Origin of the sequence: Methylomonas rhizoryzae, from assembly GCF_008632455.1 — a bacterium.
Taxonomy (GTDB): domain Bacteria; phylum Pseudomonadota; class Gammaproteobacteria; order Methylococcales; family Methylomonadaceae; genus Methylomonas; species Methylomonas rhizoryzae.
This window is the reverse complement of sequence record NZ_CP043929.1, coordinates 620,042-636,490: the sequence shown is the minus strand read 5'-3', so window position 1 is coordinate 636,490 and position 16,449 is coordinate 620,042. Positions and strand designations below refer to the sequence as shown.

Below are 16,449 nucleotides of genomic sequence, written 5' to 3'. Positions count from 1 at the left end.
CCTATGTCTGCCACCGCCAAAGAAATCGAACAGCTGATACGTAAAGAGTACACGCCCGGCTTCGTTACCGAGTTGGAAGTCGACACGTTTCCGCCCGGCCTGGACGAAGACGTGATCCGCAAGCTGTCCATCGTCAAAAACGAACCGGAATTCATGCTGGAGTACCGGCTCAAAGCGTTTAGACATTGGCAAAGCATGCCGTCACCCAACTGGGCCCAGTTAAAAATCGATCCTATCGATTATCAGGCCATCAGTTATTACTCCGCGCCTAAGTCGAAGAAAGACAAACCCAAAAGCCTGGACGAAGTCGATCCTGAATTGCTGGAAACCTACAAAAAGCTGGGCATACCCTTGGACGAACAAGAACGACTGGCCGGCATCGCCGTCGACGCGGTGTTCGACAGCGTATCGGTAGCCACCACATTTAAAGAAAAGCTCAAGGAAGCCGGCGTCATTTTTTGCCCAATCTCCGAAGCGTTGCAGGAACACCCCGAACTGGTCAAACAATACCTGGGCAGCGTGGTACCGGTCGGCGACAATTTCTTTGCCGCGCTGAATTCGGCGGTGTTTACCGACGGATCTTTCGTTTATATCCCCAAAGGCGTGCGCTGCCCGATGGAATTGTCCACATACTTTAGGATCAACGCCGCCAACACCGGCCAGTTCGAGCGCACGCTGATCATCGCCGACGCAGACTCGCACGTATCGTATTTAGAAGGCTGCACCGCACCTATGCGCGACGAAAACCAGCTACATGCCGCAGTGGTGGAATTGGTGGCATTGGATAACGCTCAAATCAAATATTCCACTGTGCAAAACTGGTATCCGGGCGACAAAGACGGCAAGGGCGGGATTTACAACTTCGTCACCAAACGGGCGGAATGCCGCGGCCGTAATGCCAAGGTTTCCTGGACCCAAGTCGAGACCGGCTCGGCTATCACCTGGAAATACCCTAGCTGCGTGCTACTGGGCGACAACTCGATCGGCGAGTTTTATTCGGTGGCGCTCACCAACAACCTGCAACAGGCTGACACCGGCACCAAGATGATCCACATCGGCAAAAACACCCGCAGCACTATAGTGTCCAAGGGTATTTCCGCCGGTAGGGCGCAGAACACCTACCGCGGCTTGGTCAAAGTGGCCAAATCCGCCGAAAATGCCCGCAACCATACCCAGTGCGATTCGCTGCTGGTCGGCGACCGCTGCGGCGCGCATACCTTTCCGTATGTCGAAGTCAAACAACCCACGGCGCAAATTGAACACGAAGCCACTACCTCCAAAATCAGCGAAGACCAGCTGTTCTTCTGCCAACAACGCGGCCTGTCGCCGGAAGATGCAGTGTCGATGATTGTGAATGGGTTTTGTAAGGAAGTGTTTAAGGAATTGCCGATGGAGTTTGCGGTCGAGGCGCAGGCGTTGTTGGGGATTAGCTTGGAAGGGGCGGTTGGCTGATGGCCGAACTCAACACTGATTATTTCACCCGTTGCATCGTCACCTTGGAGCGGGCGCAAGGGTATCTAAGCGAACGCGCCGACGATGAAGCGATGTATGACATTTACCGCGCCGCTTGTGTGAAGGAATTCGAGATCATCCTGGAACAGTCCGGCAAATTGTTGAAAAAGGCTTTAAAACCCTATTTTGCGTCACCGAAGCAGGTCGATGCATTGACCTTCAAAGATGTATTTCGCCATGCCGCCAAGCATGGTTTGATTTCGGTGGAGGCTGTAGAGCGTTGGTTACAGTATCGGGACAACCGTAACGATACTGCCCATGATTACGGCGAGGGTTTTGCGGAGGAAACTTTGAATCTGTTGCCGCAATTTATTGCCGACGCCAAGCAGCTAAACGACGTGATCAGCGGGCAATTTTAGTGCCGGACAAATTGCTGTTAAGAGAACAGGATAGACGGCGTTTGCGGGATTTGTTGGTGCAGCATTTGCCCGGCGTCACGGCTTGGGCTTACGGTTCCAGAGTCAACGGCGATGCCCACGACGCGAGTGATTTGGACATTGTGTTGCGATCGGCGGATTTGGACAAAATTCCTTTAAAGGCTTTGGAACGTTTTCAGGAAGCGGTGCGGGAGTCGAATATCCCGATACTGATTGAGGCGAGAGATTGGGCGCGCTTGCCGGAGTCGTTTCATCGGGAGATATTGCGGAATTACGTAGAGTTGGGGGAGTGAATTTCGGTTTTTGTAGGTTGGGTTAGGCGGTAGCGGTAGCCGTAACCCAACATGACGGCTTTTCATTTGAAGGTGTCGCTGTCGCGACGGGTGGTTTTTGATGTCGGTTCGCGGACCGACGGCCGCGATACTTTCTTTTGCTTGGCGAGCCACAGGAATGTGGCGAATGCCGAAAATGCAGGAGCAATTTTCGGCCAAAAGAAAGTATCCAAAGAAAAGGCCACCCCATGCCGCTTGGATTCTGCGCTCCGAAGGCTTTGAACGGGGTTTTTCGAAAGGGCATCTCAGCCATTGCGAAAAACGCGATGCATCCCTGCATCGCCCCAGCGGGCAATTCCGTTCAAACCCTCCGGTGCTCGGCGCGGCATCAGGGGGTTAAACCTGTAACGAGCTTGAAAGCGGCCTGGTGTTCTTGCGTTAGCAGAAATTCGTAGGATTTGACGGCGAATAGAGGTTTATCTCTACGTTCAGAAAATCCTACGAATTAGGATGGGCTATAAAACCCAGGTATTTTTTTACTTGGGATGACAATTTTATTTCAGCAAATGAAATTTGAATGTCTCTAACTTTTCTAAAGCGGCAATTCCATGAAAGTAAATATCGAATTTGAATGGGTTAGTAAATTTGAAATTACCAAAAGACAGCTGAATAGAGCTATCTTGTTATTTCTGCATGAGAAATATTATATATATGCCACGACTTTAGCTGGTGCCAGCGAAGAAATCCTTGGAGCACTTGTCAGATTAAACGGCGATAATAGTTATATCGACATTTATATGAAGAATATTGACCAAGTTAAACAAGAAAATCAGCCTAAAAATGAATACATAAAAAGAAATTTATTGAATTATCTCAGGAATAAATATAAGCATTCAAACGATAATTCTGACAAAGATCCCCCAATATCACAAAACATAGCGGAAGAATATATTAATCGTGCAATTTATAATTACCAGCTGCTAGACAACGCGCAAAACAGTTTTATTCAGAAATATAAAAACCCTAGGAAAGCATTAGGCTCGCGTAGTTCAGATTATTCTTTACCAATCGCCCCTAACAATTAGAGGCCAAATAATGGCGTACCCATATTTAAGTGACTTGATAAATTCTGTGCTTGGAACGCAGATACATCTTCCCATTGCAACATTTGGCAGCTTTGTTGCCTTGTCGATAATTGTTTCGACATGGGTTGGAAAAAAGGAAGTTATACGATTTGAAACGGACAACATCCTACCCAACCCAGCGAGAAACTCCGGCACTCATTTGCCGGCGCATCAAATGCTAAACGACTTGATGTTTGCCTGTACAATCAGTGGAATTTTAGGTGCGCGTATATTTCATATTCTTGAGCACCCAAGAGAATTCATAGACAATCCGGCATCACTGATTTTTTCAAACGGGGGATTTTCGTTTTATGGAGGATTAGTATTTGCGTTTACCACGGGATATTTATTTTTAAAAAAGCGATCGATTCCATTTGCACCCATGCTCGATGCTTTAGCGCCTTCAATGATTTTAGGCTACGGAATTGGGCGGATTGGCTGTCAAGTATCCGGCGACGGAGACTGGGGTATTCCTGCGAACATGTTATTAAAGCCGAATTGGCTTCCCGATTGGTTGTGGGCTCAAACATACGAAAATAATATAGTCGGCGTTTTCATTCAAGCGCCAGGGGTGTACCCAACGCCGCTATACGAAATTTTCATGGCTTTTTGCATTTTTTCGGTGCTGTGGCTGTTTAGAAAAAGGCCGTATACGAAAGGGTATATATTTTCAATATATTTGGTATTGAGTGGTTTTGAGCGATTATTGATTGAAAAAATAAGAGTAAATTCGCAGTACACGTTCTTGGATGTTGATTTTACTCAGGCGGAACTTATTTCTACACTATTAATTTTAATTGGACTTTACATTATATTGCAGTCATCTAAGACGAAGTACACTTCTAAAGTTATTTTTTCAATACTGGTATTTGGAGCATTATCCGCTTGCTCGAAACTATAAAAACTTAGCCCGCGTAGATACTATTAGCGAAGCGTAATCGGACGAATGGATTAATAAGAAATCGGTATTTTTCGATTTACAAAATCGAACTTTTTTGGTGAATGAGGCAAATAGGCTGAAAAGCTAAACATACGAAAGCTAAACATACGTCCGATTACGCTTCGCTAATCGGACCTACCATTTCGACTTATAACTTTAATTTCGGGATGGTTTTCTCCCGTAATGCCGCGCCGAGCACCGGCGGGTTTGAGCGGACAAATCGGCAGGATAGCCGATTTGCATGCGTTAGCACCCGCAGGGTGAGGTACATGGATGTATTGAGTGATTTGCCCGTAGGGGCGATGCAGGGATGCATCGCGTTTTTCGTAGGGGCTCGGAAGCCCCTTCGGAAAACCCCGCTCAAACCCGACAAATTTGCCTGGAGCAAATTTGAGCAGCCGATAGGCTGACCCGTAAGGGCGAAAACCAAGGATGGTTTTCGTATTAGCGCAGGAAATAAGCGGCATCCGGGGGTCTTTTCTTTTGGATACTTTTCTTTGGACAAGCAAGGAAAAGTATCGCGGTTGTCGGTCCGCGAACCGACACATTTAATTAAACCGTCGCGTTAGCGACACAAAAACAAAGATTTAAATGCTGGGTGTCGCATTGCTCTACCCAGCCTACATTTTAAAAACTTAGGTACAAAACGTATGCTCAGCATAAAAAATCTCCACGTATCAATAAACGACAAACCCATCCTCAAAGGCCTGACCCTGGACATCAACCCAGGCGAAGTCCACGCCATTATGGGCCCCAACGGCGCCGGCAAGAGCACATTGTCTCACGTGCTGTCCGGTAAGCCGGGCTACGAAGTCACCGCCGGCAGCGTGACTTACCAAGGCAAAGACCTGCTGGACATGGCCCCGGAAATCCGCGCCCGCGAAGGGGTGTTTCTGGCCTTTCAATATCCGGTGGAAATCCCCGGCGTCAGCAATATTTATCTTTTGAAAGCCGCTCTGAATGCGATGCGCAAGCATCTCGGCCTGCCGGAAGTGGATGCGATGGATTTTCTGACCATCGTCAAAAGCAAGGTAAAACTACTGCAGATGGACGAGAAGTTTTTGTACCGCGCGGTTAACGAAGGTTTTTCCGGCGGCGAGAAAAAGCGTAACGAGATTCTGCAGGCGGCAGTGCTGGAACCGAAATTGTGCATACTCGACGAGACCGATTCCGGCCTGGACATCGATGCTTTGCGCATTGTCGCCGAGGGTGTCAATTCCTTGCGTTCGCCCGAGCGTTCTTTCTTGATGATCACCCATTATCAGCGCCTGCTGGATTACATCAAACCCGATGTGGTGCACGTGCTGGCGAACGGCAAGATCGTCAAATCCGGCGGGCCGGAGCTGGCGCTGGAATTGGAAGAAAAAGGTTACAGTTGGCTGGAAGGGCAGGCGGCATGATGGCAGCACAACAATCGGCTTATGCTTATTTGGCCGCCTATCAGGCGATGGCTCGATCATTGCCGGGCACTGATTTGCCGTGGCTGCAGCAGTTTCGTGCCGAAGGTTTAAGTGCTTTCGAAGCGCACGGCTTTCCGAATCTACGCGACGAAGAGTGGCGTTATACCAATCTGGCGGTTTTAAACAAAACCCTGTTTACGCCCTGCGATAATCGGGCTGTCGATGCGGATTGGCTGGATGCCTATCGGTTGGAAAACGCTTGGAGCGTGGTGCTGGTCAACGGCTGCTTTATGCCGGAGTTGTCGCGGCTATCCGGTTTGCCGGCGCAGGCTTCGATACAAAGTTTAGCCGACACCTTACGCCGGCAACCGGAGTTGCTGCAAAACCGTTTGGGCGCGGCGGTCGGCAATGACGAGCATAGCTTGGTGGCATTTAACAGCGCCTGGTCCGGCGACGGCGTGGTAATCGAAGTCGCCGCCGACCATCGGCTGGCAAAACCCTTACAGATTTTGCATGTGGCGACGGCGGAAAATGCTTTGGCCGCAACCCGCAACCTGTTTGTTATCGGCGCGGGAGCGGAAGCGGGCATTATCGAAACCTATATCGGCAGCGCGTCCGGCTATTTTTCCGCCGCCGTCAACGAATGTTTTCTGGCTGCCAATGCGGGTTTGACCGTATATAAATGGCAGGCCGAAGCCGAAAAGGCTTGCCATTTCGGCGGCACCTACGTCAAACAAGCCCGCGACAGCCGCTTCATGCATCACAACTTTGCCTTCGGCGCTTTATTGGCGCGCAGCGATATACATAGCGATTTGGAACTGGCCGCGGAGTGTCGGTTGAACGGTTTGTATCTGGGCGGCAATCGCCAGCATATCGATAACCACACCCGCATCAACCATTTGCAGCCGCGGGGCGTCAGCCGCGAATTTTACAAAGGGGTGCTGGATAACCGAGCGCGAGGCGTGTTTCAAGGCCGGGTGATTGTGGTTGAGGATGCACAACAGACCGATTCGGAAATGAACAACCGCAATCTGTTGTTATCGGCGGATGCGGAAGTCGATACCAAGCCGCAACTGGAAATTTATGCCGACGATGTGAAATGTTCGCACGGCGTCACGGTCGGCCAGTTGGAGGAAAAATCAGTGTTTTATCTGCAATCACGCGGTATCGATGCGGAAACGGCAAGAAACATTTTGACTTTTGCCTTTGCCAATGAAATGGTCGATAAGCTGGAGAATGCCGAACTGAAAGGCTTGTTATTGAAGGAGTTGTTGGAACGATTTCCGGCGATGAGTTTGTAGTCCTGAATTCGCGCTTACAAAATATCTGCGGCTCGAACTTGAATCTCCGGCAGCGATACCGGATTGATAGCGTCGTCTTTGGACAGAGTGCTTTGCTCCCGATAATCACCGCTTTCCGGTTGCCGGTAAACTTCCAGGCAGTTATCGACCAAGTTGACGATCCAATATTCCGGAATCAGGTGGGTGGCGTAAAGCCGGCGTTTTTGCTCGCGGTCGAAGCATAAGGTGCTGTCGGAGACTTCGATGATTAGCAACACGTCGGCGGCAATGGGGTGGCGAGTGGTATAAAAATCGGTATCGGGTTTAAGCAGTAAGACGTCAGGCTCCGGTTCCGACAGGTCGCCCAGTCGGATCGGGCCTTGTATACGAACAACGATTCCTCGATCCCATAAGCGGGAGAAAATGCGATTTAAACGATCAACATGTCCAGCATGATTAAATCCGATGGGTGCCATGTGCAAAATTTCTCCTTCAATCAATTCCATGCGCGCTTCGGGCGGAAAAATGCCGGCCTCGCCCATGCGATGCCATTCTGCAATGTCGGTGAGGTGTTTTTGAGGAAAAACGGCGACCATGGTGGTATCCAAGTAAGGAATCGACTGAATCGATTCTAATGTTTAGTAACGACCAAATCAATTTAACCCATTAGCGAGCGATGAGCACATTTCCTATCGAACAAATCCGCGCCGATTTCCCTATCCTCGGCGAGAAAATCCGCAATAAGCCCTTGGTTTACTTGGACAACGCCGCCAGTTGCCAGAAGCCGCAAGCGGTGATCGATGCCATCGTCCATACCTATAGCCGCGAATACGCCAACATTCATCGCGGCGTGCATACCTTGAGCGTCAAAGCCACCGACAAGTTCGAAGGCGCGCGGGAGAAGGTCAGGGCCTTCATCAATGCGGCTAGCACCAAGGAAATCATCTTCGTGCGCGGCGCGACCGAGGCGATCAATCTGGTGGCGCAAAGTTACGGTCATTCGCAGCTTAAAGCCGGCGACGAAATCGTAATCAGCGCGATGGAACATCACGCCAACATCGTGCCGTGGCAGATGCTTTGTCAGCAGACCGGCACGGTATTGAAAGTGGTACCTATCAACCAAAAGGGCGAACTGATGTTCGACGCCTTCGAACAGTTACTGGGCGAAAAAACCAAATTGGTGGCTATCGCCCATATGTCCAATGCCTTGGGCACCATCAACCCGGTCGAGAAAATCGTCGCCGCAGCCCACGCCAAAAATATTCCGGTGTTGCTCGACGGCGCCCAGGCGATACCGCATATGCCGGTCGACGTGCGGGCTCTGGATTGCGATTTTTACGTATTCTCCGGTCACAAACTCTACGGTCCATCCGGTACCGGCGTGTTGTACGGCAAGCAAGCCTTACTGGAAGCGATGCCGCCGTACCAAGGTGGCGGCGACATGATCCGGCAGGTCACTTTCGAGAAAACCACTTACGCCGGTCTGCCGCAAAAGTTCGAAGCCGGTACGCCGGCGATTGCCGAAATCATCGGCCTGGGCGCGGCCATCGACTACGTCAGTGCCGTCGGCATGGCTAATATCGCCGCTTACGAGGCCGAGTTGCTGACTTACGCCACCGAGCAAGCTCGGCAAATCCAAGGCCTCAACATCATCGGCCAAGCTGAACATAAAGGCGGCATTTTGTCGTTCACGCTGGATCATATCCATCCGCACGACATAGGCACGATGCTGGATAGCCTGGGGATCGCCGTGCGCGCCGGCCACCACTGCGCCATGCCTGTGATGGATTTTTACGGCGTGCCGGCCACCGCGCGGGCCTCGTTTGCAATGTACAATACCCGGCAAGAAATCGATATTTTGCTGCAAGGCATTCAATCTTTAATCGAGGTGTTTGGCTAATGTTTGACGAACTACGCGACCTGTACCAAGAAGTTATCTTCGACCACAACCGCAATCCACGCAACTTCCGCATCATGGAAGACGCCAACCGGCGCGTGGACGGTTTTAATCCATTGTGCGGCGACAAATTGACTTTATTTTTGAAAATCAACGACAACCACGTGATCGACGATGCCAGCTTTCAAGGCTCGGGCTGTGCGATTTCCACCGCATCGGTGTCGCTGATGACCGAAATCATCAAAGGCTTAAGCGAGAACGAGGCCGAAGCCCTGTTCAAGCAATTTCACGAAATGACCACCGGCAAGAGCGAGGACATCAATTTGGAGGCCATCGGCAAGCTGGCGGTATTAGCGGGCGTGCGCGAATATCCGGCCCGGGTCAAGTGCGCGACCCTAGCCTGGCATACTTTGGATGCAGCCCTGAAAAACCAACTGGAAGCGGTTTCTACCGAATAAGCCTTAGCGACAGTGGCAAGGGATGTCTGATCCGACCGCCGCCGCTAACGGAACCTTGGCGCTCATTCGCACCGAGATTGCCGATGCGCGCGTCGAAGATATAGCGATAAGCCTAGGCGCACCGATCCTGACATTCGACGAGGCCATAGACAGCACTCACGGCTATTTTCTGGCCTACCGCAACGGCAGCTTGACCTTGTTAGACAGACAAAGCTTGAAAAAAGGCGGCTTGACGGTAGACATAGCCCCGCGCCCCGGCGAACAGCATTCCTACCCGGCGCCGAAAAAAGATTTGTTGGCACAAGCCATTGGCAAAAAAACCGAAACCGTCGTCGACGCCACAACCGGCTGGGCGCAAGACAGCTTGGCCTTGTTTAGGATGGGTTATCAAGTGACCAGCATCGAGCGCTCGCCGGTGATGGCGGCCCTCATCCGCGACGGCTACCAGCGTTTAGCGCAAAAAGATTGGGTGCAACGGCGAGAACTGCAACCGCCCAATCTACTGATCGGCAATGCTATCCGCTTGTTGGCCGGCTTGCCGAAAACGCCGGAGTGCATTTACTTGGACCCCATGTTCCCGCCCAAACGCAAGCAATCGGCCGCCACGCGAAAATCGATGGCGGTTTTGCGCGATATTCTAGGCGACGACCTGGACCGGCAGCAATTATTCACCGCCGCTTGGTCGGCGACGGGCAAGCGCGTCGTGGTAAAAAGCCCGGATTATGCCGAACCGCTGGGCGGCAAACCTTCGACCGTTTACTCGGGCAAACTGTTACGTTACGACGTGTATCTGAAATGAGGAGAAAACCATGAGCGAATGGACGGACGTGATTGCCGCGACCGCGTTGGCCGACGGCGAACACATGCTGGTGGAAGTGGACGGTTACGATGTAGCGTTGTTCAAATTGGATGGTCAATTTTACGCAATCGAGGACGTCTGCACCCACGACGGCGCGGAAATCGCCAGCGGCCAACTGGACGGCGACGAAATCATCTGTCCAAGGCACGGCGCGCGCTTCTGCGTGAAAACCGGCCAAGTCAAATGCGCCCCCGCCTATGAAGACGTGGCGACCTTTCCGGTCAGAATCGAAAACGGCCGAGTGCTGATCGGCAGCAAAGACTGAGCGACTCGCGTCAGCCAGCCATTCCCATCGCGTGACGCGTCAATAGGCGCTTGGCGAAGGGCAGATGGTCCAACAAGGTCAAGCCGGTGTTGCGCAAAGCCGCCAATGCCAACCAGTCGTTGGAAAATATCCTGACGACGTTGTCGGTAAAACCAATGACTTTGTCGTGATCCTTTAAGCGCTGCCTTGCGTACCGCTCCAACCAATACGCCGCGCCCAAATCGGCATCCAGACGCTGTTGTGCTTGCAAATACTCAGCCAGCAAGGCCACGTCGCGTATTCCCAAATTGAAACCCTGCCCCGCCACCGGGTGCAACTGATGGGCGGCATTGCCGATAATCACCGCTCGCTGCGCTATCATCCGCTCGGCGCGGATCAAACTGAGCGCGAACGCCCGCCGCGGCGCCGCTAATTTCAAAGCGCCCAAACGGTAACCGAAACAGGCTTGCAACTCGGTCAGAAACTCGGCTTCGCCCCCGGCCATTAATGCCTGCGCTTGTTCGTGGCTGCGGGTCCACACCACGGACGACTGCTTGCCGGCTGCCGGCAGCAAGGCCAAAGGGCCTTGTTCCGTAAACCGTTCATAAGCCGTATTGCAATGCGGCAAAGCCGATTGCACCATTGTTACCAACGCCGTTTGGCCGTAATCGGTAAGCTGCAGCGGAATATCCAACAGTTTGCGCACGCTGGATTGGCCGCCGTCGGCGCCCACCAATAACTGCGCCGATAAATTCAACGACTGGCCGTGCTGTTTCAAACTCACGTTGATTTCGTCCGGGCCGGACATCAAGCCGACTAGCCGGGCCTCGAACAAACCGTCGATGCCTGCTTGCTGCACCAAGTCGGCCACGTGCTGCTCAATATCGCGCGCAGCAATCACGTAGCCCAATGCTTCCACGCCCTGCTCGGCGGCCGATAAACGGGTTTTACCGAAATGGCCTCGATCCGACACGTGAATGTTTTTAATAGCTGTGGCTTTGTCCGCCACCCCGTCCCAAGCCCCCAGGGAACGCAACACCTCCACAGTTCCAGCCGCCAAGGCCAAGGCCCTGTCCCCTGCCGGCGCATCACGCAATTGCTCGCGGCTGGCGGCCTCGACCAACGCAATCGACATACCGCTGTGTTGCAGCGCCAGCGCCAGGCAATTTCCGGCCAACCCGCCGCCGACCACAATCAGGTCGTAATGCATCCTCATCTCAGGCTACCTGCATCAACGCTTCGATGTCCGCTACGGTTTTAGGTACCCCACCGGTCAATATTTCATAGCCGTCTTTGGTGACCAATACGTCGTCTTCGATGCGTATACCGATACCTCGCCATTGCTTGTCCACCGTATCGCAATCGGCAGGAATATACAGTCCGGGTTCGACCGTCAACACCATACCCGGTTCTAACAAACGCCAATCGTCTTTGATTTTGTAATCGCCGACGTCGTGAACGTCCATGCCCAACCAATGGCCGATGCGGTGCATGTAAAACTGCTTGTACTTTTCATCCTTGATCAGCTTTTTGACTCGGCCTTTCAACAACTTCAGTTCCACCAAGCCTTTGGTCAGCGTCTCAACCGAGGCTTCATGCGCCTTGTTCCACGGCATTCCGGGCCGGATTTGCGCCAGGGCCGCCGCTTGTGCGCTCAGCACCAATTCATACAGCAAGCGTTGCGGTTCGCTGAATTTCCCCGATACCGGGAAGGTCCGGGTAATATCGCTGGCATAGTGGTCGCATTCCACCCCGGCGTCGATCAACAATAAGTCCCCCGCGTGCAACTTGTCTCGATTTTCGGTGTAATGCAGCACGCAGGCATTTTTGCCGCCGGCGACGATGGACGGATAAGCCACCGCGCGCAGTCCATGCTGAGTAAACTCGTGCAACAATTCAGCCTCGATTTGATATTCATACAAGCCGGGCCTACACGCCTTCATGGCCCGAACGTGCGCTTTGGCCGAAACTTCGGCGGCGCGGCGCATCAACTTCAGCTCGTCGCCGCTTTTGAACAATCGCATTTCATGCAACACGTGCTCCAGCGATACCAATTCCCCCGGCGCACTCACCCCGCTACGCGACTGCCTGCGAATATGGGTGATCCATTCCAATAATTTATGATCCAATTCGCTGTCCTTGCCCATCGGATAAAACACTTTGGCTTTATTTTCCAGCATGCCCGGCAAAATGTCGTCCAGGTCATCGATCGGAAAGGCATCGTCGGCTTCATAATGCTTTGTAGCTCCTTCCAAACCGGCATGCGCCCCTTCCCACAAGGCTTTTTGCCGGTCGAATTCACGGCAAAACAGCACGTATTCACCTTTTTCCCGACCGGGAATAAACACGGCTAACGAGTCTGCTTCGTTGAATCCGGTCAAATAATAAAAATCGCTATCTTGCCGGTAAGGATAATGAACGTCCCGGTTACGGGTACGTTCGTGAGCGCTGGCGATAATCGCAATATTCCCTTTGCCTATCCGTTTCATCAGTGCCGCCCGGCGTTTTTTGAATTCGGCTTGTTTCATGTTTCATCCTAATGCAAATTCGCTTGCGATTGATCGAGAAATTGGTCGCGCACCATCAACACTGCAGCACGGAGATATTCTCGAATTTCGGTCAATGCACTTTCGTCTTCATCGCCGTCCGCGTCGCTATCCAACTTGGTAAATTCAATCACATCCCGCATGATCTCCGCGCTATCGCCGGACCAACTGCTACCGCCTTGGTTATAACCGACACCGAACAAAAAACCTTGGCACCAATTTTTTAATGCTTCAATCTGTTCGAATAGCGGCTCGTCTTCGTCGGGCAACAGCAAATCGAACTCGAAATCGCCTGCTTCAGGGTCCAACAACTGTCGAGTTCGTTCGAAAAGCTGCGCCAGCAAATCCGCATCTTCGTCCAGCAACGGTTCTTCCGACTCGAAAAGCACCCGAAACCAATTGCCGACATCAGTCTGCCGGGCGATGCACAGCATGCCGCTAGCCATGCCATGTGCCTCGGCAGCATCGATAGCTGCGCGGTATTTTTCCAGAATCGTATTGATCGCTTGGTACATCGTTAAGGTATGACTCTAAGCCTGTCACGGCTGTTTAAAACCGGTGCTTATGCTAACATTGTTCGGCATTTTCGATGATTTTAATCTGCTGTCATCCCTCGTCATCCGCCATGTCCGAATCCGAAAAAGACCCTGCAATCGAATTGGTCGCCCTAGAGGCAAAATTAGATGCGCTGATTGCTCAATTCAATTCGCTAAAGAACGAAAACAAAACACTAAAAACCAAGCAAGACGCGCTGGTTAAAGAAAAAGCCAAATTACTGGAAAAAACCACCCTGGCGAAAGCCCGTGTAGAGGCCATGATTGCCCGATTAAAGGCTATGGAACACGATTGATGAGTAAATCCGTTCACGCCGTTTCGTTAAAAATATTGGGCAAAGAATACAAAATCGCCTGCGCATTGGAGGAGCAAGAGAGTTTACTTCGCACCGCACAAGCGCTGGATCAGCAAATGCGTAAAATTCGCGACACCGGCAAAGTTGCCGGAGCCGATCGCATCGCGGTGCTTGCCGCCTTGAATCTGGCTTGCGACGCAGATCCGCAAAAAACCAGCATACCGGAGGCCAATCTGAGCCAGCGCCTAGCCGAATTGCGCCAAAAAATCGAAAACGCTTTAGAAAATCCGTAAGAATTTGTTTAGAATACGCCCCTTCTCCTGCAGCGTTCGAGCAGTGCTGGGTGTTTCCTGAACCTGTTTTTACCCCGGAAACCGTTTGCCTTTCATGGTGTGCATGCCTGATTGATGTCAGGAAGCCTGATTGACTGGATTTGGTTTCCACTTGAACCTCCGGTTCAAGGGCGAAAGCACAAGACGGCGCAGGCGGGAGATCCGATAGCCAATGCAGATCGATGGCACGGCGAAATTCGCTTGTCTTTATAACGCGCCCGCAGAAGTTTGCGCTCGCGTTAATAAAATAAAAAACTGATTGCATGTTCGCTCGACACTCCGTATAATAGCCGAATAATTTGCGAGACTTTAGGCGCGTAGCTCAGCTGGTTAGAGCACCACCTTGACATGGTGGGGGTCGGTGGTTCGAGTCCACTCGCGCCTACCAAAAATATAAGCACCGCTAGTCGGTGCTTTTTTTATTGTGGAATCGGACATGCCTGTTATCACTCTCCCCGACGGTTCGCAACGCCAATTCGAACACGCCATTTCCGTGCTGGATATCGCCAAATCCATAGGCACCGGACTGGCTAAAGCCACCTTAGCCGGAAGAGTGAACGGCAAACTGGTGGACGCCGGCTTCGTCGTAGATAGTAATGCCGAGGTGCAAATCGTCACCGGCAAGGACGAAGACGGCATCGAAATCATTCGCCATTCGACCGCCCATCTGCTGGCGCAAGCCATCAAACAACTGTTCCCGAACGCCCAAGTAACCATCGGTCCGGTCATCGAAAGCGGATTTTATTACGATATAGCCTTCGAACGCTCGTTTACTCCGGAAGACTTGGCCGCAATCGAAAAACGCATGCAGGAACTGGCCAATCAAGACATCCCGGTCAGTCGCACAGTGATGTCGCGCGACGACGCCGTACAATTTTTCTTAGGTCTTGGCGAAAAATACAAGGCAGAAATCATCGCATCCATTCCGGCCAACGAGGAGTTGTCGCTGTACAGCCAGGGCGATTTCACCGACTTGTGCCGAGGCCCGCACGTACCCAGCACCGGCAAGCTTAAAGCGTTTAAACTAATGAAAATCGCCGGCGCCTATTGGCGCGGCGACTCCAATAACGAAATGCTACAGCGCATTTACGGCACAGCTTGGAGCGACGGCAAAGAACTAGCCGCTTATCTGCATCGACTGGAAGAGGCGGAAAAACGCGACCACCGCAAACTCGGCAAAGCCCTGGACTTGTTCCACACCCAGGACGAAGCACCCGGCATGGTGTTCTGGCACGACAAAGGCTGGAGCATATACCAGCAAGTCGAACAATACATTCGGGAAAAACTGCGGGTCAACGGCTACGGCGAAGTCAGAACCCCGCAAATCGTTGATCGCTCGCTGTGGGAAAAGTCCGGGCATTGGGACAAGTTCAGCGCGATGATGTTTACTACCCACTCGGAAAGCCGCGATTACGCAGTCAAACCGATGAACTGTCCGTGCCACGTCCAGATTTTCAATCAAGGCATCAAAAGTTACCGCGACTTGCCGATACGTTTGGCCGAATTCGGCTCTTGCCACCGCAACGAACCCTCCGGCACCTTACACGGTTTGATGCGGGTGCGTAATTTCGTACAAGACGACGCCCACATTTTCTGCACGGAAGAGCAAATTCAATCCGAAGTATCCCGCTTCATCGACTTGCTATTCGAAGTTTACAAAGATTTCGGCTTTGACGAAGTCATTATCAAGCTATCTACCAGACCGGAAAACCGCGTTGGCGACGACTTGGTGTGGGATAAAGCCGAACAAGCCTTGGAAGTTGCTCTGAACGCCAAAAACCTGGATTGGCAATTACAACCGGGCGAAGGCGCATTTTACGGACCGAAAATCGAATTCTCCCTAAAAGACTGTATCGGCCGAGTCTGGCAATGCGGTACCATTCAAGTCGATTTTTCCATGCCGGCCCGCTTGGACGCCAGCTACATCGGCGAAGACAGCGCCCGCCACGTCCCCGTAATGCTACACCGAGCCATCCTCGGCTCCTTGGAACGCTTTATCGGTATTTTGATCGAGCAACACGCCGGCAACTTCCCGCTGTGGCTGGCGCCAGTGCAAGCCATGGTGCTCAATATTACCGACAAACACAGCGAATATGCGCAACAAATCCGGCTTGAACTGGAAAAACAAGGCTTTAGAGCCAAAATAGACTTGAGAAATGAAAAAATAGGCTATAAAATCCGCGAACATTCCATGCAGCGTGTACCGTATCTTTTGATTATCGGCGACAAAGAATTGGAAAACCAAACGGTAGCCGTTCGCACCCAAAAGGGCGAAGATCTTGGTAGTTTGAGTCTTAACGACCTGGTTGTACGACTGAAAACCGACATCGCGAACAAAAAATAAAAAACAAACTTGGA

The 16,449-nt window shown here is 51.8% G+C and carries 19 protein-coding genes, 1 tRNA gene and 1 other RNA gene; 17 read left to right on the top strand and 4 right to left on the bottom strand.

What is annotated here, in order from left to right; translation table 11 throughout:
• The first annotated feature begins 3 nt into the window (after positions 1–3).
• The 8 genes from sufB (at position 4) to sufD (ending at position 6,926) form a co-directional block, all read left to right on the top strand.
• Positions 4–1,452, top strand: a complete 1,449-nt coding sequence (gene sufB, locus F1E05_RS03070; RefSeq protein ID WP_150046626.1) for a Fe-S cluster assembly protein SufB — start codon at positions 4–6, stop codon at positions 1,450–1,452.
• A complete protein-coding gene (locus F1E05_RS03065) occupies positions 1,452–1,871 on the top strand; it encodes a nucleotidyltransferase substrate binding protein (RefSeq protein ID WP_150046624.1) in 420 nt (139 codons plus the stop codon). The genes sufB and F1E05_RS03065 overlap by 1 nt, the downstream gene beginning before the upstream one ends.
• Positions 1,871–2,182: a nucleotidyltransferase domain-containing protein gene (locus F1E05_RS03060; protein ID WP_197737410.1), complete on the top strand. Its 312-nt coding sequence runs from the start codon at positions 1,871–1,873 to the stop codon at positions 2,180–2,182. Before F1E05_RS03065 ends, F1E05_RS03060 begins: the two co-directional genes overlap by 1 nt.
• A gap of 166 nt (positions 2,183–2,348) precedes the next feature.
• Positions 2,349–2,561 (top strand): hypothetical protein, encoded by a 213-nt coding sequence (locus F1E05_RS20165; protein WP_190303232.1) that lies wholly within the window; start codon positions 2,349–2,351, stop codon positions 2,559–2,561.
• A gap of 208 nt (positions 2,562–2,769) precedes the next feature.
• The gene (locus tag F1E05_RS03050) at positions 2,770–3,246 is read left to right on the top strand and encodes a hypothetical protein (protein ID WP_150046618.1); all 477 of its coding nucleotides are present in this window, start codon (positions 2,770–2,772) and stop codon (positions 3,244–3,246) included.
• Between the two features lie 10 nt (positions 3,247–3,256).
• Entirely contained in the window at positions 3,257–4,186 is a 930-nt protein-coding gene (locus tag F1E05_RS03045) for a prolipoprotein diacylglyceryl transferase (protein ID WP_150046616.1), read from the top strand.
• 689 nt (positions 4,187–4,875) lie between these two features.
• Positions 4,876–5,625: a Fe-S cluster assembly ATPase SufC gene (sufC, locus tag F1E05_RS03040; protein WP_150046614.1), complete on the top strand. Its 750-nt coding sequence runs from the start codon at positions 4,876–4,878 to the stop codon at positions 5,623–5,625.
• Positions 5,625–6,926, top strand: a complete 1,302-nt coding sequence (sufD, locus tag F1E05_RS03035; RefSeq protein ID WP_150051756.1) for a Fe-S cluster assembly protein SufD — start codon at positions 5,625–5,627, stop codon at positions 6,924–6,926. Before sufC ends, sufD begins: the two co-directional genes overlap by 1 nt.
• 14 nt (positions 6,927–6,940) lie before the next feature.
• On the opposite strand, the gene F1E05_RS03030 is transcribed toward sufD, so the two are convergent.
• Positions 6,941–7,501, bottom strand: coding sequence for a Uma2 family endonuclease (locus F1E05_RS03030; RefSeq protein WP_150046612.1), 561 nt, complete (start codon positions 7,499–7,501; stop codon positions 6,941–6,943).
• 80 nt (positions 7,502–7,581) lie between these two features.
• On the opposite strand from F1E05_RS03030, the gene F1E05_RS03025 reads away from it, so the two are divergent.
• From F1E05_RS03025 to F1E05_RS03010, 4 genes are read left to right on the top strand one after another with little or no spacing between them, the layout of a single operon-like run.
• Positions 7,582–8,805 carry a cysteine desulfurase gene (locus tag F1E05_RS03025; RefSeq protein WP_150046610.1) on the top strand — a complete coding sequence of 408 codons (1,224 nt, stop codon included), beginning with the start codon at positions 7,582–7,584 and terminating at the stop codon, positions 8,803–8,805.
• A complete protein-coding gene (sufU, locus tag F1E05_RS03020; RefSeq protein ID WP_150046608.1) occupies positions 8,805–9,260 on the top strand; it encodes a Fe-S cluster assembly sulfur transfer protein SufU in 456 nt (151 codons plus the stop codon). The genes F1E05_RS03025 and sufU overlap by 1 nt, the downstream gene beginning before the upstream one ends.
• 22 nt (positions 9,261–9,282) lie before the next feature.
• On the top strand, positions 9,283–10,059 hold the full coding sequence (locus F1E05_RS03015; protein WP_150046605.1) for a class I SAM-dependent methyltransferase: 777 nt from the start codon (positions 9,283–9,285) through the stop codon (positions 10,057–10,059).
• 10 nt (positions 10,060–10,069) lie between these two features.
• Positions 10,070–10,384 carry a non-heme iron oxygenase ferredoxin subunit gene (locus F1E05_RS03010; protein ID WP_150046603.1) on the top strand — a complete coding sequence of 105 codons (315 nt, stop codon included), beginning with the start codon at positions 10,070–10,072 and terminating at the stop codon, positions 10,382–10,384.
• Between the two features lie 10 nt (positions 10,385–10,394).
• On the opposite strand, the gene ubiH is transcribed toward F1E05_RS03010, so the two are convergent.
• Genes ubiH through F1E05_RS02995 form a run of 3 tightly spaced genes read right to left on the bottom strand, consistent with a single transcriptional unit; the run spans position 10,395 to position 13,424 of the window.
• Positions 10,395–11,579 (bottom strand): 2-octaprenyl-6-methoxyphenyl hydroxylase, encoded by a 1,185-nt coding sequence (gene ubiH, locus F1E05_RS03005; protein WP_150046602.1) that lies wholly within the window; start codon positions 11,577–11,579, stop codon positions 10,395–10,397.
• A 1-nt stretch (position 11,580) separates the two neighbouring features.
• On the bottom strand, positions 11,581–12,891 hold the full coding sequence (pepP, locus tag F1E05_RS03000; protein ID WP_150046600.1) for a Xaa-Pro aminopeptidase: 1,311 nt from the start codon (positions 12,889–12,891) through the stop codon (positions 11,581–11,583).
• Between the two features lie 8 nt (positions 12,892–12,899).
• Positions 12,900–13,424, bottom strand: a complete 525-nt coding sequence (locus F1E05_RS02995; RefSeq protein WP_150046598.1) for a UPF0149 family protein — start codon at positions 13,422–13,424, stop codon at positions 12,900–12,902.
• Between the two features lie 110 nt (positions 13,425–13,534).
• Here F1E05_RS02995 and F1E05_RS02990 point away from each other — a divergent pair, with 110 nt between their 5' ends.
• The 5 genes from F1E05_RS02990 (at position 13,535) to thrS (ending at position 16,435) form a co-directional block, all read left to right on the top strand.
• A complete protein-coding gene (locus F1E05_RS02990; protein ID WP_150046596.1) occupies positions 13,535–13,759 on the top strand; it encodes a TIGR02449 family protein in 225 nt (74 codons plus the stop codon).
• Positions 13,759–14,052 (top strand): cell division protein ZapA, encoded by a 294-nt coding sequence (locus F1E05_RS02985; protein WP_150046594.1) that lies wholly within the window; start codon positions 13,759–13,761, stop codon positions 14,050–14,052. The genes F1E05_RS02990 and F1E05_RS02985 overlap by 1 nt, the downstream gene beginning before the upstream one ends.
• 21 nt (positions 14,053–14,073) lie before the next feature.
• Positions 14,074–14,255, top strand: a non-coding RNA gene (ssrS, locus tag F1E05_RS02980) — 6S RNA.
• 147 nt (positions 14,256–14,402) lie between these two features.
• Positions 14,403–14,479: transfer RNA gene (locus F1E05_RS02975), tRNA-Val, on the top strand.
• 48 nt (positions 14,480–14,527) lie between these two features.
• Entirely contained in the window at positions 14,528–16,435 is a 1,908-nt protein-coding gene (gene thrS / locus F1E05_RS02970) for a threonine--tRNA ligase (RefSeq protein WP_150046592.1), read from the top strand.
• Positions 16,436–16,449 lie beyond the last annotated feature (14 nt).

Coding starts and splice junctions, on each gene's coding strand:
- sufC (WP_150046614.1), top strand. CDS start 4,876: ATGCTCAGCATAAAAAATCTCCACGTATCAATAAACGACAAACCCATC.
- sufU (WP_150046608.1), top strand. CDS start 8,805: ATGTTTGACGAACTACGCGACCTGTACCAAGAAGTTATCTTCGACCAC.
- F1E05_RS03025 (WP_150046610.1), top strand. CDS start 7,582: ATGAGCACATTTCCTATCGAACAAATCCGCGCCGATTTCCCTATCCTC.
- F1E05_RS03030 (WP_150046612.1), bottom strand. CDS start 7,501: ATGGTCGCCGTTTTTCCTCAAAAACACCTCACCGACATTGCAGAATGG.
- sufB (WP_150046626.1), top strand. CDS start 4: ATGTCTGCCACCGCCAAAGAAATCGAACAGCTGATACGTAAAGAGTAC.
- F1E05_RS20165 (WP_190303232.1), top strand. CDS start 2,349: ATGCCGAAAATGCAGGAGCAATTTTCGGCCAAAAGAAAGTATCCAAAG.
- F1E05_RS02985 (WP_150046594.1), top strand. CDS start 13,759: ATGAGTAAATCCGTTCACGCCGTTTCGTTAAAAATATTGGGCAAAGAA.
- thrS (WP_150046592.1), top strand. CDS start 14,528: ATGCCTGTTATCACTCTCCCCGACGGTTCGCAACGCCAATTCGAACAC.
- F1E05_RS03045 (WP_150046616.1), top strand. CDS start 3,257: ATGGCGTACCCATATTTAAGTGACTTGATAAATTCTGTGCTTGGAACG.
- ubiH (WP_150046602.1), bottom strand. CDS start 11,579: ATGAGGATGCATTACGACCTGATTGTGGTCGGCGGCGGGTTGGCCGGA.
- sufD (WP_150051756.1), top strand. CDS start 5,625: ATGGCAGCACAACAATCGGCTTATGCTTATTTGGCCGCCTATCAGGCG.
- F1E05_RS03015 (WP_150046605.1), top strand. CDS start 9,283: ATGTCTGATCCGACCGCCGCCGCTAACGGAACCTTGGCGCTCATTCGC.
- F1E05_RS03010 (WP_150046603.1), top strand. CDS start 10,070: ATGAGCGAATGGACGGACGTGATTGCCGCGACCGCGTTGGCCGACGGC.
- F1E05_RS02995 (WP_150046598.1), bottom strand. CDS start 13,424: ATGTACCAAGCGATCAATACGATTCTGGAAAAATACCGCGCAGCTATC.
- F1E05_RS03050 (WP_150046618.1), top strand. CDS start 2,770: ATGAAAGTAAATATCGAATTTGAATGGGTTAGTAAATTTGAAATTACC.
- pepP (WP_150046600.1), bottom strand. CDS start 12,891: ATGAAACAAGCCGAATTCAAAAAACGCCGGGCGGCACTGATGAAACGG.
- F1E05_RS03065 (WP_150046624.1), top strand. CDS start 1,452: ATGGCCGAACTCAACACTGATTATTTCACCCGTTGCATCGTCACCTTG.
- F1E05_RS02990 (WP_150046596.1), top strand. CDS start 13,535: ATGTCCGAATCCGAAAAAGACCCTGCAATCGAATTGGTCGCCCTAGAG.